The 17,180-nt window shown below is 53.4% G+C and carries 11 protein-coding genes; 2 read left to right on the plus strand and 9 right to left on the minus strand.

The features are described 5' to 3' along the window. Positions 1–2: 2 nt before the first annotated feature. The 7 genes from pglX to FHS27_RS03225 form a co-directional block, all read right to left on the minus strand. On the minus strand, positions 3–3,527 hold the full coding sequence (gene pglX, locus FHS27_RS03195; protein WP_184301656.1) for a BREX-1 system adenine-specific DNA-methyltransferase PglX: 3,525 nt from the start codon (positions 3,525–3,527) through the stop codon (positions 3–5). Positions 3,528–3,575: 48 nt separating this feature from the next. Continuing rightward, positions 3,576–4,127 carry a hypothetical protein gene (locus FHS27_RS03200; protein WP_184301657.1) on the minus strand — a complete coding sequence of 184 codons (552 nt, stop codon included), beginning with the start codon at positions 4,125–4,127 and terminating at the stop codon, positions 3,576–3,578. After that, positions 4,120–5,520 carry an AAA family ATPase gene (locus FHS27_RS03205; protein WP_184301660.1) on the minus strand — a complete coding sequence of 467 codons (1,401 nt, stop codon included), beginning with the start codon at positions 5,518–5,520 and terminating at the stop codon, positions 4,120–4,122. The genes FHS27_RS03200 and FHS27_RS03205 overlap by 8 nt, the downstream gene beginning before the upstream one ends. Positions 5,521–5,592: 72 nt before the next feature. Then, a complete protein-coding gene (gene brxC, locus FHS27_RS03210) occupies positions 5,593–9,102 on the minus strand; it encodes a BREX system P-loop protein BrxC (RefSeq protein WP_184301662.1) in 3,510 nt (1,169 codons plus the stop codon). Between the two features lie 57 nt (positions 9,103–9,159). Next, on the minus strand, positions 9,160–9,771 hold the full coding sequence (locus FHS27_RS03215; protein WP_184301664.1) for a DUF1788 domain-containing protein: 612 nt from the start codon (positions 9,769–9,771) through the stop codon (positions 9,160–9,162). 12 nt (positions 9,772–9,783) lie between these two features. Continuing rightward, complete coding sequence (locus tag FHS27_RS03220; protein WP_184301667.1) at positions 9,784–10,383, minus strand: DUF1819 family protein; 600 nt, start codon at positions 10,381–10,383, stop codon at positions 9,784–9,786. Between the two features lie 21 nt (positions 10,384–10,404). Further along, positions 10,405–10,626 (minus strand): MerR family transcriptional regulator, encoded by a 222-nt coding sequence (locus FHS27_RS03225; RefSeq protein ID WP_184301670.1) that lies wholly within the window; start codon positions 10,624–10,626, stop codon positions 10,405–10,407. Positions 10,627–10,788: 162 nt separating this feature from the next. On the opposite strand from FHS27_RS03225, the gene FHS27_RS03230 reads away from it, so the two are divergent. Further along, positions 10,789–12,651 (plus strand): ATP-dependent nuclease, encoded by a 1,863-nt coding sequence (locus FHS27_RS03230; RefSeq protein WP_184301674.1) that lies wholly within the window; start codon positions 10,789–10,791, stop codon positions 12,649–12,651. Next, the gene (locus FHS27_RS03235) at positions 12,651–14,114 is read left to right on the plus strand and encodes a UvrD-helicase domain-containing protein (RefSeq protein WP_184301676.1); all 1,464 of its coding nucleotides are present in this window, start codon (positions 12,651–12,653) and stop codon (positions 14,112–14,114) included. Before FHS27_RS03230 ends, FHS27_RS03235 begins: the two co-directional genes overlap by 1 nt. Positions 14,115–14,264: 150 nt before the next feature. On the opposite strand, the gene FHS27_RS03240 is transcribed toward FHS27_RS03235, so the two are convergent. Then, positions 14,265–15,080, minus strand: a complete 816-nt coding sequence (locus FHS27_RS03240) for a metallophosphoesterase family protein (RefSeq protein WP_184301679.1) — start codon at positions 15,078–15,080, stop codon at positions 14,265–14,267. A gap of 117 nt (positions 15,081–15,197) precedes the next feature. Then, positions 15,198–16,856, minus strand: a complete 1,659-nt coding sequence (locus tag FHS27_RS03245; protein ID WP_184301681.1) for a TROVE domain-containing protein — start codon at positions 16,854–16,856, stop codon at positions 15,198–15,200. Between the last annotated feature and the right edge of the window lie 324 nt (positions 16,857–17,180).

The following is a 17,180-nucleotide window of genomic DNA, read 5'->3' on the forward strand; positions in this document are numbered from 1 at the left end:
AACTAGCCCCCCTTCGCTGAAAGCCCAGTGACTTTCTTGAGGGCTTTGCCGAACAGCGGGTAGTTGTGCTTCACACCGTCGTCGAGGTCGATGTCGATCTTCTTTTGGGCGAGGGGGAAGAGCGTTTCGCGTTCGTAGTCTTCCAGCTCTTTGAGTTGTTTCTTGATCGTTGTGACTTCCTTGAGGGCTTTGGTCTGTTCGGACTTGGTGGATCCGCCGCTGTCGGCGACCATTTGTTGGTGGTCGCGACGGTGGGCCAGCTTGTCGCGGAAGTCGCGGAGGTATTGCAGCACGCTGCTGACAGTGTCGGGTCGGTAGCAGTGCATGTAGATCAGAGCGTTGAAGGTGCCCTTGGGGCTGCTGAACAACCAGTAGATCGGCCGCTTCTTGTAAAGCTTGACGTGGTGGTTGTAGAACTCTTTGAGGAAGTAGTCGCGGATGGTCTTTCGCTTGCGACCGCTCGTGTTCTCGGGATACAGAGAGTCCTCGAGGAACTTCAGGTTCTCCGCGTAGTGCTCGGTGCCGAAGGTGACTTTCAAGAATTCTTTGAAGCGTTCGCTGATGTCATCGGTGAACCAGTCGCCATCAAGCATCGGGATGACATTGTCGTCATCGGGCATGAACGACGGTTCGGGAACCTGAGCCAGATACTCGGCCAACGTGTCTCCTTGATTGGCAAGGATCAGTCCCGGTTTGTCCAGCGAGTAGCGACCCAACATGCAGCCCACCGCATAGCTGATGAACTCGCGCATCGTGTCAGCAAGAAGAAGGGACTCAAGTTCGGAGTCGCTCTTGTCATCGTCGTAGCGACAGACGGGATTACACTCCAAAGTAATTGAATCGAGTGGCGGTTCGGTCTCCACTTCGCCATTCAGGCCGTATGCTTGGGCGAGAGCCTGAATGTTATGGCGTTCGAGTTCGATAACTCTGTTTGTTTGCGATCGCCACAAGTCTCGGAGTTCTTGATATCGAGTCTCCAAGCTAGATTCGTTTGTAAGCAACGGGGATCGAGAAAAATCCCAGCTAACTTCATAGGAGTCCCAATCGTCTCGCGTTGTCTCAATTAGCTCTTCAACGTGAGGCGTGACGTCAAAGTTGGTAGCGAACGGCAGGACTGACAGGTTCCCCGTTTGAAACTCGATCGTCGGGTTGATCGCAGCAAGCAAGTAGGAAGCAAGGTCTGATGCAAGAAATCCCAATCCGTTGAGCAAGGTCGCGTGTCCGGCAAAGCATGAAGACCCCTTGGCATCAAAGATTGCCCCCGGCGGACAGTAGCGAATCCCAAAGTACGACGAACTTGTCGCTGTATAAGTCAACGACTCTTTGAAGTAGCAATCTTTGCTGCGCGGAAACGCGCGGCCTGTACTCTGGATTTCCTCGCCGTCGTTGAACCAATTTACAAAGTGCTCTCGGTTCCCGTACCACTTTCGATAGCTCCCTCCTTTGTTGTACGGAAACCACTTTCTTCCAGATTCGATCGCTTCCTCGCGGGATTCGCATGAAAGGTGCGCCTTACCGATCGCAACCTCATGCCAAAGTCGAACGAAACGATCGTTGTCTGCAGTGGTCATGCCGCCGGTGATATTCATGGAATCGGACAGCGATGGCAGCTCTTCAAAAAGTCCACGTACGTTGTTGTTCACCCAGTAGGCAACAGGACTTCCCGGAATACGGTCAAACTGTTTGGATGCCGTTCGGTAGAACCAACCACAATTTGAATCTCGAATCGCCTCCAACGTCTTTGGGCCTTGGTTTTCGGCTCCTCGAAACTCCGACAGACGCACGTAGGCTCCTTCGTAGTCGGGGCAACTGCGGTTTTCGAGAGTGAAAGTGCATATCGGTACTGTTGCTCCGTCGAAGCCTGAGTACTCAAGTTGCACCAATGAAGTTATGGTCTTCGTCCGAATAAGGTAGGTTCGCAAATCTTCGTAGGACGCTAGGAACATCCAGACGAAGGGCGACATGTAACCAAGTTGGCCTCGATCAAGAGCGAGTTCTGTGTTCCGAACAATGAAGGCGGAAAATGCGTCTGACTTCACTTCCTCAAAGTTGGACTCCAAGAAGTCCTTCATACGCGGGTTCATTCCCTTGGAACCCATATAGGGCGGGTTTGCGACGACGACGTGGTACTTGGGACTCAGATAATCGGCCTGCCGCAGCGCCTTGAGCACTTTCTGGTGAACGCCCGCAAGGAACAGGTCTTCGCCCATCTGACGCTCGCGAAGTAATTCCAGCACTTCGCTCACGTCTGCCACCAAAGGACGGATCAGCGAACCAAAGTTGTCCGCTTCCTCCCACTGATTCACGACACCCTGCAAGCCGCCGGTGAACAGGTCTCGCCCAACCTTGTCCATGTAGTCATCGAGTTCCTCGGGATCGACCTTGATGTTCTCCAACACACAGATGTTGGGCTGAACGATCTTGCCGGGTGACAAAAATCGCCGATACTTCTCGCGGGCCTTCATCGTCAGTGCGAACGCGGCCAACGCGCCGGCACGATCGTCAATTTCAACGCCGTACAAGTTGTGCGTCAAAATCAACGCTGGAACGTCGGTCGGCTGGTAGCCTTGTTCTTCGTAGATCGCATGCAATAGATCGAATGCGTACGTCAGCATGTGCCCGCTGCCACACGCCGGATCGCAGACCTTCAACTCCTCAGGGCTGGTGATCTTCAAAAAGTCGGTTTCGGGTTCCTCCGGGCGGATGTAGTAATCCATCCGCTCGGCCAGTTTCGATTCGGGATGGTTGAGCATCCACAACCGGCCCAGCGAGTTTTCAACGAGGTAACGCACTATCCAGTGCGGCGTGAACAACTGCGTCGCCGCCGGAATGTTCTCGGGCGTGATCTTCTTGCCTTTCTTCAATGCCGCGAAGACATCATCTTTCTTGTCCGCGATGTAGAACTGGTACAGCCACCCAATCACCTCGACCGATTCCTCGGTGTGCTCGGGTGAGCAGTTCGCCGGCAACAGGGCTTCCCGCGTGTATGTCGGAATCGCGCTGCCGGACAGCAAATCATCGGGCAACAACAACTCGGTGTAGTCCGAAATCTTCTCGAACAGAAACGGCATCAACGAGTGGTAGTGATTGCACGCCGCGACGAGCAGCAACCGATACGCCTCGCCCTGCGGATCGTCACTCGGGTCGGTCCCATCCAAAATCCGCAGTACCTTCTCCCGCGTCCCCGCCGGCACCATCTCGTCATCAACGTGCCCCGCTTTGGCCTCACCCAATATCTCTGGCAAGAACTGCCCATCGGCCGGGGACAGAATACCGATCTTGGTATAGCGATTGACATCCATGTAGCGCAGGGCACAAAACCGGTTGAACCAGGTGTAGGCGACCGTCTCAATCGTTTGCTCTTTTCCGATCTCCTTGATTTTGGCTTCCAGATCCGACACCACGCCCGCATTCTCCCGGCGCGCAAGACTTCCCTCGGCCAAGACGGCCTTCATCTTGGTGCCAACCTGTTCGATCAACGACTTGCGCGCGAACGAGGCGAATTTGCGAAGTTTGGATGTGTCCATCAGCAGATTTTGGATTTTCGATTGGGGATTTTGGATTTGGAATGCTGACTAGGCGTTCGGCCTGGCAAGCTGACCAAACTGAAGGACCGTTTGACCACACAAGAACAATGCTCTCTCAGGTGCGTCATGCAAAACTGGTGACTGACTTCGAGTACCCCGTCGCCGAATGCGAGTGTGTCTCAAAACAGCGAACCTGCGGGCATATTGCCCAAGGAAATCTTCCTTGTAGAAGTTGCGAAGAAGAGCATCAAAGTACTCGAACACGCAAAGAGTACCCGTCAGTTGCTGAATCTGCTCGGTCTGAGTCGATGGGTTTTCCCGTTTCATTTCAAGCGACACTGCGCATTGCATCTGCGCGGAGAGCAGCAAATAGTCACATCTCTTTCGAGCACCCCGAGACGATGAAACAAGCCCATCGTTAGAAAAATTACGATCAACGTCGATTGCGATTAGATCATTTGGAACATGGCGAATTTCAACCGATGAATCGGGCGCATCTACTTCCGTTAATTCCAATGTTTTATTCCCATAGCCATCATCCTGCACTGGTATGACTGCTACGTCATTAATCAACGAAACCAAGACGCTATATTCACTCATTGCCGCCCCACATGACTTCGTCTTGAATCCGATTCATGAAATCAATCGTGGTATCAAAACTCTTGATTTCGATTCCCTGCTTCTGATCTATCTGCGCCGACGTCAATGTCAGGCATTTCTTTCGATTTGTTCTGTCGTCAAGTTTTATCGTCCTCTCTTCCGTGAAGTAGGATCGCACTTGCTCAACCTTCAGTAGCTCAGTCGTGCTGTATCCTTCTCGCTCCATGATTGCGTTGTGACGCGATTGACTTTCATTAAGCATCAAGAGAGTGTTAAACTCTCTGATGATGTAGTCGCTGTGCGTTGTCAAGAAAACCTGAATATCAAGGTTCACGAGCCTCGCTAACAGACGGGCGAACCGACGCTGAATAGAGGGATGTAAATTTAGCTCTGGTTCATCCACCACGAGTAAATCCCCCGGGGCAGCGATATGACGGAGGTAAAACCCAATGTCTAGTAGAGACCGAACACTGCTGGAGCTTTCCACAAGAGATAGCTTTACTCTCTTTCTTGAGGCTGGTAGGAACTGGACATCGCCGTCACGATTGACGGCATACTCTCCACCAATCAGGTCGCTAAACTCCGCCAAGAAATCAGTGTGTTGATCTAATAGGAAGCTCTTGCGATCAACGATCGAACTCAGTTCACGAATAAAATCTACATTCTTGCGAACCGCTACCGGATATGTTCCTTTGAAATGGCTGAAGAGATCATAGGGACGGAGCTTATTCGATTTGTCACCTAGAACTTCGATCAACCGATTTCGGGTGAAGTCAAGTTCCTTCTGGAATATCGCTGCGCCAGTTCTCTCGGCACTCGAAATAAATGGCTTTGGGATAATGCGATCAAAAACAATGTCTTTCAGTGCCTCGCCGATCAACTCACCTGCAAGATGCAACGGAATTGGCAACGATTCTTCCGAGTCGCTTTCCTGCAGTAGCGAAATGCTTGCCTTGGTCGAACCTGACTTCTTTTCAAGTTGCAAATACGCCTTGTCCGCTGAACCGAACTTTGTTTTTCTCTCGAGAGTTTTCAATCGCCTGTTTTCAGCAAGACCAGAGATGATAATCTCAGTGTCGTCGAATGCTCCCTCTGCAGCTCCGAAAACTTGACCAATATGCCGCCTGCTAAACTCTTTTGATGCCCGTGCTGCAATTGAGTTGCGTTTCGCGTGCAATTCCTCGAGATCGACCGTAAGTTGCCCGTCCTTTTCGAGTCTTGAAAGGTCAAGCGGCAGATATGAATAACCGTTGTGGAAGTAGTCCAAGAACCCATACATCGCGTGGGTGATGTACGTTTTTCCGGTATTATTCATGCCGCAAATTGTCGTTAGTTCACCGACCTCAAACTCGGCTTGCCTAATTGGCCCTAAATTCTTGACTTTAATCTTCATAAATGTGTCCGTTGGCACTGTGCGATCGGCGCACGGGTTGATGATTCAGTTTTCTGGATATTCGTAGTTTGATCATAGCTGGATCCGCTTCCCCTCTTGCACTGCCACTGCCATCGCTTCGCGCAGCTTGCTGATGTATTGATCGACGTCGTCGGTCGTTTCTAACCAAGGCTTGTCGAAATCGACCTCAAGGTGGCTGAGTCCGATGAATTCGATCGGCGGTTTCCATTCCGGCTTGGGGGCCCCATCCTTCGGTTCGTCTTTTGGGTCGGGCCTGGGGGCAGTCCACTGCGTGACCTTGCCGAGAATCTCGGTGTAGGACTTGTTCTCAAATTGCGTGGCGGCTTCACGGACGACGGCGATGATCGGTTGCGTTCGGATCTGATCGACCGTGCCTTTCACGATCGCGTCGATTTCGCTGCGTTGCTCGGTCGTCAATGTTTCGTAGCCAGGGATCGCTTGTAGTTTCTTGACGCGCGACGTCACCGCCTCCTCGGCGGCAGCACGGGCGTCAGCGGCGAGTGTTTCGAGGCGTGCCTTCAGCGAATCGACCAGCGAGCGGACCTGCTGCATCGAGTTGCCGGCATAACACTTCGGATCGGCCAGGATCTTTTTGAGGTCTCCGGATTCGTCGCCGTCGAGGTACCCGAAGTTCGTTTCGTTGCGGGCGAGGAATTGCTTAGCCTCGCCAAAGAGACTGGCATTGGGACCAGACATGAAACGCCGAATCGGGTCGAGCAAGTCTTCTTTCGTGTCCAGCAACCGATCCCGATGACCATCAAACTCAGCCAGGAAAAACTTGTAGGACTTCTTGCCTAGCTTCTTGAACTCGTCGATCGGTTCGGCGAGTGCCCCCAGAAACGGATAGTCACTTGCCTTGGCGGCAAGATCACGCAAGTCGTCGCACAGCGACACAAACGTTTCAGCGGTTTCGGTGCCAAGAGCCTTGGCTTCGTTGGCTCGCGGCGGCTCGTCAAAGAATTGTTCGTGGAACTCCCGAAGCGCACGGGTCTGACTGGCACTGAAGTCAACCTGCGGCTCCAGGACCATGTTGCCGAACTTACCGGTATTCTTCAGATGCGCGAGCAACGAAGCGCCGTCGAGCAATTGGCCATCGCTGCGGACCTCGACTTTGCCGCGTGCGATCAACTTGGCCAAGATGCACTGGATCGCCGGCAGCGGCCAACCGTAGGGCTTGGTTTCAAAGTCCTCGACCAACTTTTTAACGGTTGGCCGGATGCCTTTGTTTACGCTCAGGCTGATCGAGCTGAGCATCTCGCTTTCAGGCTCGGTGATGACGGCGGCGTCGTTACCAAACAGACCGTCGCTAGATTGGCTTAGGCAATCTTCGATTTGGGCTTCGGTGAAGTTGACGCCGCGCAGCATCCGTAGGTTCGTGTAGGTTTGCTCGACGAGCGTTTCAAAGCCGTCGTGCAACCGCAGCCCAGGATCTTCCTTGGTCGATTCGACTTCGCTGCCGGCGACAAACATCGTCGCCTTTCCCATCAATGCTTTGACGTGTTCGACCAATTGCCGCTCGCGGTCCTGGTTGGCGGTCGTCTTGTTGCCCAGGATCCGTTTGACGTTTTCCTTCTTGGTCGTTTGGTAGTTTTGGCCGACGTACTTGGCGGTTTGCTTCATCAGCGTCAGATCGCGGATCAGGCGAGCGTCCGCTGGCAACATGACGGTGACTTCGTTTCGACCGATGTAAGCCATTTTGACTTGATCGGGATTGTCGCAGTGCTCGTGGAACGGGCTGATGACGTGAACGCCAAGCTCGTATTCCCGGCCGTACATCTTGTCGTCCAGCTTTCGCGTGAACGAAAAATCACGCTTGTTGGGTTCGTACCGGAGCTTGCGACCTTTGAGCACCTTTTCAAAGATGATCTTGTGCAACTCGTCGGCGACTTCGCTGGAGTCGACTTCGGTGTTCTTGATCTCTTGCTCGACGTCCTTTTCTTCGTCGGTCAAGAATTCGTAGTAGTCACCGCTGCGTTGAATGTAGACCTGATTTTCGAGGAGGTTCAATGCTTCCTCGACGTCTTGATGTAGCTTGCCGACGTCTTGATCGAAGCTCTCGATCATCAGAACGCTCAGGTTGTGGACCGACGCCTTGAACTCTTTGACGTACTTGACCAACAACAGGACTTTCAACAGTTTGATCGCGAGCGGGTTGTCGAGATTCTTTTCCGCAGCACGAACCGAGAGCAGATGGCTCTTGAGCGCCGAACTGATGCCCTTGTACATCAAGTCGAACGTTGCCAGCTTTCCGATCTGGTCATCGGCGATAGCGATCGCGACTTCCTGGAAGACGCCCAACATCGAACGCTCGCCGACGCTACTGTGCTTTCCTTCAAATGCGTTGTGCGTCGACAACCCACGAATGGCGAGCTGGAACAGTTCAAACTGGTACGGGATGAAGGGGTAGCAGTTGAAGAAGTGCTCTTCGTCTTGAAAGTTGCGGTATTTTTGACCGTCGGCGAAATCGAACAGGGTGCGGAAGTTGTTGACTTCCTTTTCGTAGATCGGCTGCAGGTGCTTTTCACCGTCCTCAGTTTTCAGCAACAGACGCTTTTGGATGACTTCGGCAACGTTGGTACTGGTCAGCTTCATCCGGTTGGCGAAGCGGGCCTGAATCTTTGAGAAGTCATTGGACTGCTCTTTGGTCATCTCGCCGATGACGCCCGCAATGTCTTCCTGTGCCGTGACGATGATCCACGCGCGGCCTCGGCATTTTGTCGCCAGGCTCTCTGCGATCGTTTGCAAGTTGGTCATCAACTTGGTGTTGTCGGCGATGTATTGCCCGACTTCGTCGACGAAGAAGTTCAGTCGAAAATCTTTCCCAAGGCTGGCTTCTTTGCTGTCGATGTACGTTTTGACTTGCTCGGCAAAGTCTTCAATCGACAGTTTGTAGTCGTCTTTGTGCTTGCCGATCACGCCCGTCACGGTTTCGCCAGTGACGTCGGCGAACGCTTTGTCGATGTGGCTGCCAACACGCAATACCCGCTCACGGCCTGTTTCCCAAGGCATGCCGGCGTGCTTTTCAAACGCTTCACGAAACGGCTGCAACAATCCGTCATGGTCCAGATGTCGCTCGAAGTGGGCGATGTAACCTTGTTTGCCGTAGTAACCACACTTTTCGTCGAAGACTTTGACGAACACGGCCAGCAACGCATCGACGTCTTTCTTGCTGATGACGTCAGCCTTCTGGTCGATATTGAACAAGATGCTTTCGCTGGGGATCGCGAGCGCCTTGTCGATCCGGCCGACCACCATCGTGTCTTTGACTTTGCCGCGTAGCGTTCGTCCGACATCCAGTCCATCGACTTGGCGGCCGGACAACATCAGGGCCAACATTTTCAGCAGGTGCGACTTACCGGAGCCAAAGAAGCCGGACAGCCAAACGCCGTTGGCGTTCTGGTAGTTGGTGTAGGCTTCGAGGAAATCGTCGAGCCTGCGTTCGATCTCGTCCGTGAAGACGTATTCTACGACTTCAGTCTTCAGCTCCGCGTCATCGTCGGCTTTGATGACACCTTCGATCGGTCGGTCGATCTTGTATTCAAAGATTTGTCGCAGTTGCATGTCTGGTATATCCGGGTGCCCAAATTTCAATGTCGAGTGTCGCTAATCAAGAACCGCTCAGGTCTCTCGTTCGTAGAGATTGAACGCTCGGTAGTACTTGTCGTCGCGGAGTCGGCCAAATAGATCCAGCGATGCGCCGTCTTCGAGCGAGTGTGAATAGTCACCAGGGAAGAACAAGATTGTCGGCCGATCTTTGGCCACTCGCTGCAGGTTGTTCAGCACCGTGTGCGACCGAATGTACGGGAAGACTTCCCCAACGCCCGTTAGAAACATGACCTCGAACTCGGCGGCCTGAATCTTCGCTTCAATCGCCGGCGCGAGCTTGGTTTCGGCGTCGGTCAAACCTTGAAGAGCTTCTTTCAGTTCTTCTTTGTCGTGGTTAGCTTCGTTTTCAATCCAGAAGTCCCAATCGCCCATTTCATCGGCCAACTCCTTCGCGACGTCGTAGAGATTGATTTCCAGGACGTGAATGCCATCCTTTTTGAGTCGCTTGATCAGCGTTTGCTGGAGCCCCTGCATGTCATTCTCTTCCGTAGGGCAGTACGGCACGACGAAAAAGGGCACTTCGTTGCCGATGCCTTCCATGCGTTGAAACCGCTGACTGCAAATCACTTTACGAATGTGCTCGAAGCGGTCGGGGATCGGTGCGGTTTGTAAACCACGATTCATTCGCGGCGGCTCCTACTGCGGTATTGCGACGGGGAAAAACTGGAAATAATCTCGAGAATCGTCCATGATCGCTGACTGAAGTTCTGGGGACATCATGGGTGGCAAAACAACGCCGTCTTCCGTGACCATTTCCGACTCACGAAGCATCCGCATCATGACGGTCTGCAATTTGGTGCGGGTGCTAGCCGCTAGGTTTTCGAGTTCGTCGTGCCAAACGGCTTTGGCTTCGAGAAAACGCTCAACGTCGGCAGGCCCGATAAACAGGTCCATTTGCAGGTACCTGCCCCGCAACACGTCGCGGGCAAAGTCGCCAAGCACCTGGTATCGCAGGCAACACGCGAGCCAGAGCAGCAATTTCTGATCGAGCCGCGAACCGGTGGCCAGCAGCGACATTTCACGATCGGTGAGTAACTGCAGGCGTTTTCGCACTTCGCTGAGTTTCCGTTTGGTCGTGCTCACCGTGCGACTCTGCAGCAGATTCCCGCCCTTGATGTCTTCGATTGTCCGTTCCCAGTCGCCGCGCGCACTCGCGTAGGCTTCAGCGACCACGATGGATTCGTGATAGAGAAGTCCGCCAGCGGAAAACGACAGGACATAACGGGTTTCGACCATTTCGGATTGCTAAGTAATTCCTTAACGAGGTTTGCGTGCCCGGTCATTTGAATCGCCGCTGGGACGCTGTGCAGCGGTGAGCAGTTCATCGAGTTCTTCTTGCTTGAAGAGTCGGTACCCATTCACCGGGTGTCGGTGCGCGACGATCTTGCCGGCGTTCTCCCAATTGCGCAGTGTGTTCGGAGACACGCCGAGATACTCGGCAGCGTCCGAAACACGAAGGAAGTCATTCAGCTTGGTCATTCTCAGGCCTCACGGAAGCGAACAGGCTTACCCCAACTAGGCAAACCTTACCAATCCCTGATAATCTTGCCAATCGGGTGGTGAGTTCAGGATTTCGCGGATTGCTTGTAGTCACTTCAGCAAGCAGCGATCGCGACAACGCATGGAACAAGGGGACAACGGATGCATATAAGCAATCTGAGGATTCAGAACTTTCGCAACTTCGGTGAACCAGCGTTTGAAATAACTCTGAAACCTTTCACGCTCATCCTCGGCGAAAACAACATTGGCAAAACCAATTTGGTTAGTGCTGCTGCCCTACTGTTTGGTCAGGACATTTCAGTTCAACAACGCCGCTCGCTTGAAATTGATGACATCAATCTGAACGCTGTTGATAACTTCAAGAGCCAAGTCGCCGATGCCAGTATCGAGTACACCGACATTGAGTTTCCAGAAGTCACGATCGAAGCGACGCTCTCAGAGATGAATGAAGACCAGCATGCCGTTGTTGGCGACTGGTACAGCAATACGGCATTCGATGAAGCGAAAGTAACCTATCGCTTCAGCCTTCGTGCAAACTTTGACAAGGAACGCTGGGTCACACTCCAGAGAAAATCCATCGCCGGCATGACCGCTGATGAGGCGAAGGGACTCATTGACTTCCCGCTCCGAGAATATCGACACGCAGTTTACGGCGGCGGAATGCCTGCGAATGAGTGCGATACTCAATACCTGCGCATGCTGAAAGTTGAGCTCCTTGACGCTCTAAGAGACGCGAACCGGGAACTGAGCGAGGGCAGAGACCAATGCCTTTTATTCCGTGTGCTCAACCGGGATGGCGACCTCCGATACTCGGACCTTGCGGCTTCGCTCAGAGAAGTTGAGACCGCCGTTCGCTCCAACACGACGCTGCACACCTTAAAGCAGGAGATCGAACGATTACTTGCCCAGGTTTCATTGGTTACAGCCGACGAAGACAACTCAATTGCGTTCAACTTCACCGCGCCGGATGCGACCGAGCTTCTAAAAAAGATCGGGCTTGCTTATGGGGCCAACCCATTCACAGTCGCAAGAAACGGTCTTGGGAGAAACAACCTGCTTTACGTCGCTTTCGTCATCTCGCAAATTGCGAGGACCGAAAAGCCTGACGCCAGTGATGACAACTATGTCTGTTTCCGCTGCGTCGGAATTGAAGAGCCGGAAGCCCATTTGCATCCGCACCTCCAGGACCACCTCGCTTCCAACATTGAGCAGATTCGAGAACAACATGCCGATGGCCTCCAGCTGCTCCTAACCTCTCACTCCACGCATTTGGCCGCAAAGCTTAACCTTGACAACACTGTTGTCATTTCGAGGCTGAACGACGGCTCGTTGAAGCCGCACTATATTCTTGACGGTATTGATCCGCAAAAACAGAAGGAGTCAGTTCGATTTCTGTCACTCTACCTCGACGCGACCAAATCGAGGCTTCTGTTTGCGAGGAGTTTGATTTTGGTGGAGGGCATCGCGGAGCAAGTGATCATTCCAGAACTGTTTCGTCAAAAATACAGCCGCACGCTGGAGTCGATCGGATGTTCCGTCATCAACGTAAACGGCGTCGCATTTAAGCATTTCTTGATTGTGGTTGGAAACGGGCTATTCAAGAAGTGCGTTGTTTTGACGGATAGTGACACTGGAAAAGCGACTGAGAATCGAGCGGACGCGATGAAAGGCAAGTACGCCGGCCATGAATTCATCAAGATTTGTGTATCGGAGCTAACAACGTTTGAGCTGGATTTGATCAAGGCGAACAAGAAGGGCAAAGGCAAGAAAGTTGTCCTTGACGCACTCACGGCGACAAGACCGATCAATGGAAAGAAGGTGAAAGTCGATTTCAAAACAAAAGACCTAGATCCCACTGTTACATTTGCTGAGATCGAGGACTACAAAGCGCCTTTCGCGTTCAATTTTGTAACCGAGTTGGCGAAAAAAGACGCCAACGCAACGCCGCCGGACTATATCGACAAAGGTTTCCAGTTCATTTATCCAGAGGGTAACAGCAAGTGATGAAGCCAACACTTGTCGTAGCAGGGCCTGGCGCGGGCAAGACGCACGAGATGGTCGATCAGATCGAAAAGGCCATCCAAGAGCTTACTCCATGTCGACACCTTGCGGCCATTACCTACACCAACGCCGCTACGAACGAAATTCGCGAGCGTCTCGCTCGGCGAGTTCATCTTCCCCGCAATGTTTTTATTGGTACGACTCACACCTTCGTTAGCCGATTCATCTTAAGGCCGTTTGCTACCTTGATGAATGAGTTGCCGGAACAACGCATCTACGTGGCTTTTCAAAATGACAAGCCTCCAATGGTAAGAAACTCGATCAAGAAAAAGATGAGGGCGAAGGGGATTGTGCCCTATGAGGACATGCTTGCAACGGCCGTAACTCTTCTTTCCAATCCAAAGATCCGGGCTCGAATTGGAGGACGTCTGCAATTCCTCTTTATCGATGAATTCCAGGATGTAGACAAACGTCAGTTGAAGGTCTTCGACCAATTGCGGATTGAGAAACAGACTCGAATCTATGTGGTCGGCGATCCTGAGCAGTACATCACGAGCCATGCTTATGCCGGTACAAACATGAAGGCGCCGACATTTGAAGAATTACCCTTCAATGAGTTTAAATCGAAGTCAAGGTTGCAAGAGCGTCTGGTCAATCACCGCGCGAATGGAGAACTGGTTGAATTCACAAACCAGTTCAGGACAGACATTCAGCAAGATGCTCACAAACCCAAGCGTGGTGTTCCTGCGGTTTTCTGCTGCAATAGCCACAGGGTGCAAGATATGGTGCTGCAGTTTCGGGATGTTTGTCAGTCAATCTCTTCGCAGGAAAAAGTTGAACAACGCCTGTATCTCTCACGCCAGAATGATTGCTTTGATCCGGTCAGAGTTGAGTTTGGAATCAGGCATTCTGCTGGCAATGGCAAGAAAACAAAGACGCTTCTCGGAGACGCTAGTGAACTACTTTCGCAGGCGGCTGGTGCAAGTCCTCGAGAAGTTCAAGCAAAGTGTCTATTCGACAATCTGACATGGCGAAAACACTGCTTGTCTATTCTCCAACTGTGTCGCGAAGGCTCCCTCGACGAAGCAGCCGTATGGACTTACGCTAAACGTCAGCTCGGGCTTGATAGAAAGTCTAGCACACGAAATCTCTCTAGCTTGGTGTTCTCGCTAAATGCGGCGGTGGCAATCGGAACACGAGAAGAATCGACCGAGTTAAGCTCGTCAATTCACCGAGCCAAAGGTTTGCAGGCCGACGGTGTTTTAGCGGTTGCAAGGACGCAAAACGAACTCCTCCGATGGCTCGAAACCGATCCAAAGGAGCGAACAAGAAATAAATCGGATGATTGTCGAATTGGCTATGTTGCAGCAACACGCGCAAGAGAATTGTTGTGCTACGGATGCATGGAGCCGATTGGCTCTGATGCGAAGAAACAGATCGGGTCGTTGGGGATTGTCGATTGCTGAAGCCGCGTGCTACTCAAACATATTCAGGTTCGTTCTATCTGTTCTTTTACATCTCATTCGTAACCAGGGACCACGACGTGATCGTCGTCGCTGTGCAAATTTTCATTGCTAGGCAGTACACCTGCTCGTTAAAGAAGGTGATAGGCGGGTTTAGCAATTGTTCTCTGTCAGGATAACGACTCTTGCGTCCACGTTGAGAACCTGCGTTCCGCAGGAGAGCTCGGCGAAAGGCTCCGGCCAATGTGAATGGCCCCTGACAACAAGTGAATTGGCGGATTGCTCGAAGACTTCTCGTATGCGCGGTGATCCACGGAAGCCACTGGCAGTAGCGTCAGGTCCCTCGTGCATGAGTGTGATCGCTGGCACCTCGCACAGGAGCATGCCTAGCGTCTCGATGTAGTCGTCTTCGGTACGTCGCCAAGGACGTCTTGGGTTTCCAGGGATACCGCTCAGTCCGGCGATCGAAACGCCGCCGATCGTCACGTGATCGTTGTCAAGGAAGTGAACCGGGCCAGTGAAGCTCGGCCTGTTCGCACCGTCCGCGAACGTGTCGTGGTTTCCTGCGACGCCGGCAACCCAGTCGAACTCAGCGGCGAACGCGTCCCAGACTGGCCGTACTTCGCCGGAGCCGCCACGCTTGTCGAGTGCCGGGACAGTGTAGAAATCTCCGGCAAGCAAGACGCCGATGTCTCCCTTTGGCAGACCGAGACTGGGAAGTACATCCGCTCTCAGCATCGCCGGAAGGACTTCGCCTAGAAGCCGCAGCGGCTGTCGACAAGCCGACTCGAAAGTCTCGCGTCCTTGCAGGTCGGCGGTTGCGACAATCGCTGAAGTTCCCGTGGGCAATGCATCAACGAAGCCACGATGAACCGGAACGACATCGTTGTAGAAGTCGCCAGGACCACGACCTGCATTCAGAAACTGGATTTCGGTAAGCAGTTTCGATTCGATGGATGTGATTCTCATAGCCAACTGAGACACTATCGCCACGCATCGGTTCAGTACAGCATCCTCACGCGAAACAAAAAAACGCCCGCGGGGATTGCTCCTCCGCGGGCGTTTCGGTTTTGTTCGTCTTTTGACTTACAGTTCGACGGATTCGACTTCGCGGACGAAGCGGGATGCGTCGTTTTCTAGGAACGATGAGACGACGTTGAACACGGCGTCACTGAAGCCGCCGATGTTGAGAATGTCGTCTCGCTCGGGTGCCTGGCTGGTTCCGTAGGGTTGAATGTCGATGCAGACTAGCTTTGGATCGACAATGCCGAGTCCACGCTGGGTCTTCTTGAACTTCTCCCATTGGGTCATCACACCGGTTGAGCCGTTTTGGCCGTAGCCGTAACGACGTCCCGAGGTGATCCAGCTTTCGTTGTCGCTGACCAGCACGATGCCGGCAAAGGCTTGCTTTGCGTAGCGTGTGTTGGCTTCAACGAACGGCAACGAGCAGTCCGTTCCTCCTCCTCCGTACTTCGACAAGCGTGCTGACAGTGACAAAATCGAATCACTTGGATCGACCTTAACCTTGTAAGCTTGCGTATCGAACGGAATCACGACGCTGTCTGGGTTGCGACGCAGAATCGCTGCTGCGAACAGTGCCGCAACATCGACGCATCGCATCTTCGACGTTCCGCCGCGACCACGGTTGCCGGTGACGGCACATCCCATCGAACCTGACGTGTCGAGTCCGATGATGACTGGGCCTGGCAACTTTGGCACGTTTCCGCACGCGATCTCGGCAGCGTCATGCAACGCCGTCTTGATCTTGCTTGGAACCTCGTCCGATGCGTTCATGTAAGCCGCCAGGAACTGGTACGGGAACTGACGGCTGCGAGCAATCGCGTCGCGGTCAGCCAGTTGGCCGGCCACGTAGTCGATCACCGCGTTGTCGGTTCCTGCGAATCCGAGGATTCCAGGCTTCTTGAATGCGTCGTGACGCAGTAGCGTGTTGAGGTTCATTCGCAGTGCTTGCGGTCCCATCTGTCGGGCAATTGCCTTCCAAACGAGCGGACCCTTGGCCGCGTCGGCCAGCAAGTCCCATCGAACTTGTAGGTCGCCAGCGATCAGCGTTTGGGCTTCGGCCGTGTCGGCTGCTCGGTAAGCGACCAGCGATTGCACCGTCGATGGCAAGTGGTCAACCGTTGCAGGTGCCCACTTCTCGACTGGCTTATCGGTCAGCCATCCAAACAGTGCTCGACGAGCGTCATCCTTTGGCGTCGGACGTGCCATTCGCAAGATGTCTCGCAGGCTTGGATCGTTTCCGATCGAAGCTGAAAGCAACTTGCCAACAGACGCGTCGTTCAGCCAACGCTGGAACGCACGCTGCAGCGAAGACGATAGGCCCTTGCGACCGAACTGTCCCGAGCGAGTCATTTGGAAAACGGTGCGCAGAACGCGACCGTTGTCCGCGACTCGGTCGAAGACTTGGTGCATGAGCTTGGTGTCTCGCGTCGACAGCACGACGAGCAACGCCGCTGGCATGTCCTTCATGTAAGCACGCTCACGTGAATAGACGGCCAGCTTTGCTAGGAATTCGTTGTCGTCGATCTCGTCGATCAGCTTTCGCATCGCGTCGAGTTGGTTTTGCGCGGACGCGTAGTAGACGTTGCCGAACGTGCCGGTCGCCGCCATTTGCGCGAGCGCGTGCTTCGCGGACAACTTGTACGCTGGGCCACCTGCTTCGTTGACGACAGTCGCACGTGGCAGGACGCTGGTGATGCTTTGGAATAGAGACTTGTTGGCCATGGTGACCTCCTTACGAAAAAGCGATTCGACGAAGTTTGGTGCAGAGGTTGCTCCCAAATGAGCTTCGCCCCGGTGTGGGGCCGCGACCGAGAAACGCCTCGGCGCGGTTGGAGTCGGGACGACAGGAATCGAACCTATGGACTCCACTCCGGCAGTCGGATCGTGTGTCTTGCCACCGCGTGGAAACGCCCCGAACGAAGTGGGGCCGTTTCGCAGCACGATGGTTTTGTGTTGTTGCATCGAAAAGCACTCGGCGAAGGGTTGGTCAGAGACCCGTGTCACTTTCGTGAAAGCTAGCGGGGCGGGGCTCGAACCCGCTGGACC

Origin of the sequence: Aporhodopirellula rubra (assembly GCF_014192335.1) — a bacterium.
Taxonomy (GTDB): Bacteria; Planctomycetota; Planctomycetia; order Pirellulales; family Pirellulaceae; genus Rhodopirellula; species Rhodopirellula rubra.

What these genes read in the sequence shown, in the direction of transcription:
- FHS27_RS03245 (WP_184301681.1), bottom strand. Translation starts at nt 16,856, where the DNA reads ATGGCCAACAAGTCTCTATTCCAAAGCATCACCAGCGTCCTGCCACGT.
- pglX (WP_184301656.1), bottom strand. Translation starts at nt 3,527, where the DNA reads ATGGACACATCCAAACTTCGCAAATTCGCCTCGTTCGCGCGCAAGTCG.
- brxC (WP_184301662.1), bottom strand. Translation starts at nt 9,102, where the DNA reads ATGCAACTGCGACAAATCTTTGAATACAAGATCGACCGACCGATCGAA.
- FHS27_RS03235 (WP_184301676.1), top strand. Translation starts at nt 12,651, where the DNA reads ATGAAGCCAACACTTGTCGTAGCAGGGCCTGGCGCGGGCAAGACGCAC.
- FHS27_RS03240 (WP_184301679.1), bottom strand. Translation starts at nt 15,080, where the DNA reads ATGAGAATCACATCCATCGAATCGAAACTGCTTACCGAAATCCAGTTT.
- FHS27_RS03230 (WP_184301674.1), top strand. Translation starts at nt 10,789, where the DNA reads ATGCATATAAGCAATCTGAGGATTCAGAACTTTCGCAACTTCGGTGAA.
- FHS27_RS03215 (WP_184301664.1), bottom strand. Translation starts at nt 9,771, where the DNA reads ATGAATCGTGGTTTACAAACCGCACCGATCCCCGACCGCTTCGAGCAC.
- FHS27_RS03220 (WP_184301667.1), bottom strand. Translation starts at nt 10,383, where the DNA reads ATGGTCGAAACCCGTTATGTCCTGTCGTTTTCCGCTGGCGGACTTCTC.
- FHS27_RS03205 (WP_184301660.1), bottom strand. Translation starts at nt 5,520, where the DNA reads ATGAAGATTAAAGTCAAGAATTTAGGGCCAATTAGGCAAGCCGAGTTT.
- FHS27_RS03225 (WP_184301670.1), bottom strand. Translation starts at nt 10,626, where the DNA reads ATGACCAAGCTGAATGACTTCCTTCGTGTTTCGGACGCTGCCGAGTAT.
- FHS27_RS03200 (WP_184301657.1), bottom strand. Translation starts at nt 4,127, where the DNA reads ATGAGTGAATATAGCGTCTTGGTTTCGTTGATTAATGACGTAGCAGTC.